Raw genomic sequence first — 6,000 nt, 5'->3', positions numbered from 1 at the left:
CAGGTGCCCGAAGGTCTTCCTCTCAGCAATCGCCATCGCAGCTCTCGTCATCTATTGGCTATGAGTCCTGACCCTAGCGGACAAAACGGCCATTCGGTCAAACCATAGCGGGCAAATTGGGTCGAATTGAATCAAGGGCAATTATTTCATCGATTAATTAGATTTCCCAAAATCGATCCTTCCCGAACCATTGCTACTTAAGTCGAAAATTGCATTCAATCTACACCTGCACGCGGCAACAAAGCGTCGCCGCCAATCGAAATTTACTCGGCTGGTGACCAATTTGGGCCGGGATCATAGGTCGATATCTCAGCTGTTATTTCAAGCGTATCCGGCCCAAAGTCCGCTTCGAACACGGTGCCGTTTTCACCCACGAGAAAAGAATGGATACCCGTTTCTCCGTAGTCCGCAGGCACCGCAAGCAAGGCGTGACCTGCCACGAACCGATCGCCGACAAAATAGGAATAGGCACCACCCGGAGCATTTGGTCCCTGCCCCTGCAAAATTGCGAAGTAGTAACCGAGGAAAGGTTCGGGTTCGAAATCATCCGCACCGTCGCTCCACCCCGAGGCGGTGGCGCGGGCAAGGGCTTCACCGACAAAACTGTCTTCTTCTGGCCAGAAGAGGCCGTTTCGTGCGCCGGGATCCGATATGATCGTTTGGGCAAATTCCATGACGCCATCGCCATTGTGGTCCACAAGACGAAACGCCGCCTGAAGATCAACATAGGCCTCAAGCGTTTCGATTACTTCCAATTCATTCAGTCCGATTTCACGGGCGGAAAGCTCCTCTACCCCGGCTTCTAAATCAAACTTCCAACCATTCTCAGCTTTCAGAATTGGGATCGGAAAGGGCCAACTATCTTCGCCAAGCAGAAGAAAAACCCCATCATCCTCGGGCTGAAAGCGGTATCCTTCAGCATACATGCCAAGCACTTCCTGCCTTCTTTGCTGATCTTCCACCGGATCACCCGTTCCGATTAGATCTTCTGCCTCTGGTCCGAAAATCTCGAGCAGCTTATTCTGGTCATCGGCCCTTAAAGCTTCGACAAAAGCGTCCAGCGCGGTTTGCGGAGTTTCGAACAGGGCACCGTCGGAAAACGCCGGTCCTGTAGCCACTGCGATCACTAAAATAGAAAAAACCGATTTACGCATGTTACCGCCTCCCCTTGCCTTTGGCAGCATGTCCCCGTTTGGACGCCTTGTGAGCTTTGCCGCCTGAAGATTTTTTCTTCATAGCCTTACCTTTGGACGCAGCGGGTTTTTGCTGAGCCGTGGCCTTTTTTACCTGAGGTTTCTTAGCTGCTTGCGGTTTCTTTTTGACAGGCTTCTTCGCCGCATCTGGCCGTTTCGTCCGATCGATGGCCTGCTGCTTGGCAGCAGCCTTGTCCCGATCAACGTTACCGCGATTCACCTGCGGCAAGGACTTGCCCCCACTACCTCGATTGGCCAGAGCACCGCTCGCGATAGCCCCCGCCCCTGCACCAGCTGCAACTGCTGCCGCGCCTCCCCTGCTAATGTCTGCAGCACCGGATTCACTGCTCAGTTTTGCGCGGAGTTCGTCCGTGCGACCCTCGGGGCGGTTGACAGGCAGGTCGCCGCGACCACCTTCCGGCCTTTTGTGATCAGCGATCTTGTCCCGGGCTTCCTTTTTTCGGTCAGGATCGGGTTTCCATCCGATATCAGTTCGGTCACCAAGATCTATATCGTTACCGATATTGACGTTGCCGTCGACGTCTATGTCGATGTCCGGGTTTCTGTATATCGGGCCACCGCCCCATCCGCCGCAATTCCGGCACCCCCAATAGTCATACCAATCGTCGTCATCGTCGAAAATCTCGTCGATCAGCGCCACGGTGCCAAATGTCAGCAAGGCCGCGCCCACTACGTCCCCGGTCGACGGGCCGGTATAGACAGTCTCGGGATTATATTGCGGGACGTACACTGTTTCGGGTTGTGTCGGAGTAATTACAACCGTTTCTTCATCAGATACCTCGACAGTTTGCTCGGGCCCGGAAACAAGAGCTCCGCTGTCAATTGCCTGATCCCGCATTACCTGCACCGCATCCAGTACATCGTCGGACTGGGCCAGCATGGCGGTGCCGACTGTCTCGGTCCAATCGATGTGGGTGGCCATTTGACCGACGACTTCGGGGAACGCCGTGGCCAATACACTTACAGACGGATCCCAGCCCATAGTTTCGATTTCCGGCTCGAGCTCTACGGGGTCGCGGTCGGCGTTATCCAACAAATATCGTTCTGCCTTAACAATCTCCAGTGGCTGAGTGGCCGCAACAAATATCTGTATGAGTAGAGTGTCGGGAAAAAGAGCCACCGGGGCGACCAAAGTTTGCAACTCAGCATCAGATAGAAGATCGGATGAAGTCTCAGACGTAACTTCCGTTGCAACAGTATCGGACGCCTCTTGTGCAAACAGGGCGTTAGATGCGCTTAAACTGAGAGCAAATATTATATATCTAAACATATTGCGATCCTTCAATTTATCGAAGGATCGCCTAAGACCGTGATTCTGGCAACTGGCCTGCCAAATGGAGGATCATTTAGTAAAACATGGTCATTGGTCAAGCTGGCTTGAGCGGTCAATTTACTTACAAGGCCAGCTTCTATGGCGCAGGGCGATTAACTCCCAACAAAACTGTTTTGCGCGACAAGCCTCAGGGATTAATGGGGGCGAAAACATACAGAGCTTTTAGTGCTTCGCTCGGCTCCACCCCCGGCAAAGCGAGACGAAATATCTCTTCCATTGTGCCCTGAGCATACATTTCTGACAGAATACTATCGACAACGAGTCGAAAGTTATCATCACCCCTCGCAATAGCCAATCCTTGCTTTTCTATCGTCAGTATTTCCTGGGATAGTTTGAATTTGCCCTTTAGCCCCGCAGCAATGTAGTTGACCAGCAAAATCGACTGATCTGCAAAATAGGCGTCAATTTCACCGTCTCGAAGTGCTTTGATACCGTCTGGGTGTGAAGCGAACCGCACCATTTCTGCGTCGATACCTGCAGCTTCAAATGAATTCAGAACGGACGCTTCTGTTGTTGTGCTGCTTCTCATTCCAACCTTCTTTCCCGCGAGTGCACCCATGGTGCCTTCAGCCTCGATCGGTAACAATATGGACGTGCCATCGACATAAGTTGGAATTGAGAAATCAACAATTTCGCGTCGGGAAAGTGTAATCGACGCTGCCCCGCAGAGCATATCCACCTCTCCGGAAGCTACTTTGTCGAAACGATCCTTAGAGTCGACCGGAATGAACTGAACATTCAAATCCTTCAATTCCAGTTTCTGCGCAATTACCTTCGCTACATGATCGCAAATCAACGGTGACAGACCAAACGGGCGACCTTGGTCGTTAATGTAAGACAACGGAGCAGCATCTGTTCGAAAACCAAATCGGATTTCGTTGTTTTTTGTTATCCTGTCGATTGTTTGGGCAACCGCGCCGGTTGTGAATAGAATCGTCACAATAAGTATAGAAAGCAAGCGCATGGTTTTTCCCTCTTTAGTGGCGTAACACCCTTGTGGAGGTGAAAAGCACCCTGTGTCGAGAGTAAAACACATTGTGTCGCCTAGGAGTCGGTCTGTTGATGAGAGGTGCTGGCATGGCGACGAATCGAAAGCACACCCTCGCAATATTGGAAGATAACCGAATACATTTGCACCTGCTCAGGGCTTAACGCGAGAGAAAAGTCTTGTGGGAAGAGCTTATGCTCGAAGTTTCAAAGGACCCGCGTCAACTGCAAGTCGTTGCGACAACACAACACCGCACCAGTATATTTTCGTGGTGCAAACTGTTGACCTTCGCCGTGACGCTGTACGTTAGGGTTGATTTTCAACGGTGAGGTTGAGCGAAGGGTAATGGGAATTGAACTAAAATGGAGTTTGGCGGAACTTGGGGCGCGTAAAACCGTACCTTTTGCCTTTGTGTGTTTGCTGTTCTTCGCATCCTGCGCAACCACGAACCCAGAACTTTTGAAGTCCGAGTTGAACGCTCGACCCAGTGCACAGAATGCGTCGCCAAGCGACTACGCCGGCGAAGTTCAATTTAGCATCTCAAACAAGATTCCCGCTCGTGGGAAAAACCTACCTTACACATTTAACGCGGGCATCAGCAGTGTGACGTCAACGCGCCTAGGTTTCCGGGGGCTCTTAGATCTGCGAGAAATCCAAGTCCAAGCGCAAGCGCTTCTGTCGGGTACTCTGGAACAAAGTTGCTCTTTGAATGTTGACTTTGAACTCGACGACGCCCGCGCCAGCGGTGATCTCATTGAACTCGTAGGCTCAGTGGACGTCGAGCTTTATCGTTGTCGAAACGAAGAATCCGAGGGAACCAACGGGCGTGGAGTTCGCTTTATCTCGACGACTGTTGGGATCGCCGCAGCGGCACGCGCCAATGTTCAAGATCAATGCGTTCACTTTGATCTTGCCGACGTCGTGCTTCAACCTACTGGGTTTGTCGGCGGGTTGGTTAACCTAATTGGCCTCACGGAGCGTGTCGAGGAGGTCGTTCTCACCAAGGCAAAGGAGTTCACCGAAGAGAATGTGATTTGTCCGGAGATGCCTTCGGAGCTTTCTTCGTTGAATCCGGTTCTCGACGCCGGCGGTACACGAGAAATTGGTGACGGTGGCATCGGTGTTGCGTTGAGCGGCTCAATCGACACCAGTGCGATGACGATGATGGAACTCCTGGCGGTTATGCAATCTCGCGGTATTGTTGGGGGGGCAGGATGATGGATCGGATCTTTCTTCTGATACTAGCTACTGCCGGGCTTTTCGGATCCGCGCTGCTGGCTGAAGAGGTTACCTTCGAAGCAAACGGGGACGTCAAGCTAGGAGATCGTGAGTTTCCCGTTGATCTGGCATTGAGACTAAAAGATGTGAACGCGACAAGGATCTCAATCGAAAGTGTCATAGACCTACGCCGAGCAAACGAAATACTTGTAGAGGAACTCAAACGAGCCGCGTTTGTAGATGTCTGCAACGCACTGATCGGCGTGACCGAAGCAACGGCCCGTGCCGACGATACAGTGATTTCGCTAAGTGGGAGGATCGAAGCAGAGCTTTTCCGATGCGAAAGCCGCAGCGGCGGTGGATCTATACGCGGCGAGAACACTTTCGCTGGTGGTTTGATGGTGGGTGCTTCCGCTTCGGCCGAATTCAAAGATGACTGCCTTTTTTTCCGTTTGGATGACCTGAGACTTGCTCCGGATCAACTCACCGAGTCGTCCGATGCAAAGGGTAATGTCGAAAAGGTTCGGCAGGTATTCATCGAGACCGCGAACGTAATACTTCAAAGAAACCCGGTATGCCCAGAACTACCTCCCGAACTTGTCTCTCTCTCGCCAACTTACGACGCCGGTGGCACACGGGAGTTAGGGGAAGGTGGCGTCGGACTGTTCTTCCGAGGTTCAATCGAAACGAGTACTGAGGCGATTATTGACATCCTTCAGGTACTCCAGTCGAAGAAGGTGCTTCCACCTCCGCCCCGCTGAACCTAGTCAACGGTTAGTGCGGCAGATAGAATTTAATTATTTCGAAGAACAGGAACGAGTCGTAGAAATATGCATTTAACGTAGCATCATTCGTGCAATAGATGAGGTCGAAAATGATCCGTTTTGCATCTGTTCTTACCTTTTTTCTTGCTTTTTTTGCGCCCATGCCGAGGACATCCCGAGCACTCAACCCGGCGACAGGCAGTATTCACCTTATCCACGGCAGAGCTTCCCCAATCAGGTCTTTCTTGGCGACACTCATTTGCATACGTCCTACTCTGCAGATGCCGGTATGATCGACAATGTGCTAGGCCCTGAAGAAGCCTACCGCTTTGCCAAGGGCGAGGTGGTGATATCCAGCACCGGTGTCGAAGCTAGGCTGCACTGACCATTGAACTTTTTGGTGGTTGCCGATCACGCCGAGAACTTGGGTCTCGCGCCGCTGTTGGCAGCGAAAGACGCCACGCTTTTCACGCCTGAGTTTGG

Annotated in this window: 6 protein-coding genes; 3 read left to right on the top strand and 3 right to left on the bottom strand. The window is 52.0% G+C overall.

All coding sequences use genetic code 11. The features are described from left to right. Positions 1–263 precede the first annotated feature (263 nt). From AC2FIM_RS19035 to AC2FIM_RS19025, 3 genes are all read right to left on the bottom strand, one after another. Complete coding sequence (locus AC2FIM_RS19035) at positions 264–1,154, bottom strand: DUF2950 family protein (protein ID WP_271952052.1); 891 nt, start codon at positions 1,152–1,154, stop codon at positions 264–266. A 1-nt stretch (position 1,155) separates the two neighbouring features. Continuing rightward, positions 1,156–2,484 (bottom strand): DUF3300 domain-containing protein, encoded by a 1,329-nt coding sequence (locus AC2FIM_RS19030; protein WP_496708332.1) that lies wholly within the window; start codon positions 2,482–2,484, stop codon positions 1,156–1,158. Positions 2,485–2,674: 190 nt separating this feature from the next. Next, the gene (locus AC2FIM_RS19025) at positions 2,675–3,511 is read right to left on the bottom strand and encodes an amino acid ABC transporter substrate-binding protein (RefSeq protein ID WP_496679060.1); all 837 of its coding nucleotides are present in this window, start codon (positions 3,509–3,511) and stop codon (positions 2,675–2,677) included. Positions 3,512–3,880: 369 nt separating this feature from the next. Between AC2FIM_RS19025 and AC2FIM_RS19020 the strand changes: the two genes are divergently transcribed. The 3 genes from AC2FIM_RS19020 (at position 3,881) to AC2FIM_RS19010 (ending at position 5,902) form a co-directional block, all read left to right on the top strand. Then, on the top strand, positions 3,881–4,753 hold the full coding sequence (locus AC2FIM_RS19020) for a hypothetical protein (RefSeq protein ID WP_496679063.1): 873 nt from the start codon (positions 3,881–3,883) through the stop codon (positions 4,751–4,753). Then, positions 4,753–5,514 (top strand): hypothetical protein, encoded by a 762-nt coding sequence (locus AC2FIM_RS19015; protein ID WP_496732271.1) that lies wholly within the window; start codon positions 4,753–4,755, stop codon positions 5,512–5,514. Before AC2FIM_RS19020 ends, AC2FIM_RS19015 begins: the two co-directional genes overlap by 1 nt. 262 nt (positions 5,515–5,776) lie before the next feature. After that, complete coding sequence (locus AC2FIM_RS19010) at positions 5,777–5,902, top strand: DUF3604 domain-containing protein (protein WP_496679069.1); 126 nt, start codon at positions 5,777–5,779, stop codon at positions 5,900–5,902. Positions 5,903–6,000 lie beyond the last annotated feature (98 nt).

Source organism: Ruegeria sp. CDSC052, assembly GCF_059610685.1.
Note: the sequence above shows the minus strand (reverse complement) of the source record. Positions and strands in the feature narration are given on the sequence as shown.

Bases quoted from the DNA above. Each gene is read 5' to 3' on its own strand.
- AC2FIM_RS19035 (WP_271952052.1), bottom strand. From the start codon at position 1,154: ATGCGTAAATCGGTTTTTTCTATTTTAGTGATCGCAGTGGCTACAGGA.
- AC2FIM_RS19030 (WP_496708332.1), bottom strand. From the start codon at position 2,484: ATGTTTAGATATATAATATTTGCTCTCAGTTTAAGCGCATCTAACGCC.
- AC2FIM_RS19025 (WP_496679060.1), bottom strand. From the start codon at position 3,511: ATGCGCTTGCTTTCTATACTTATTGTGACGATTCTATTCACAACCGGC.
- AC2FIM_RS19015 (WP_496732271.1), top strand. From the start codon at position 4,753: ATGGATCGGATCTTTCTTCTGATACTAGCTACTGCCGGGCTTTTCGGA.
- AC2FIM_RS19020 (WP_496679063.1), top strand. From the start codon at position 3,881: ATGGGAATTGAACTAAAATGGAGTTTGGCGGAACTTGGGGCGCGTAAA.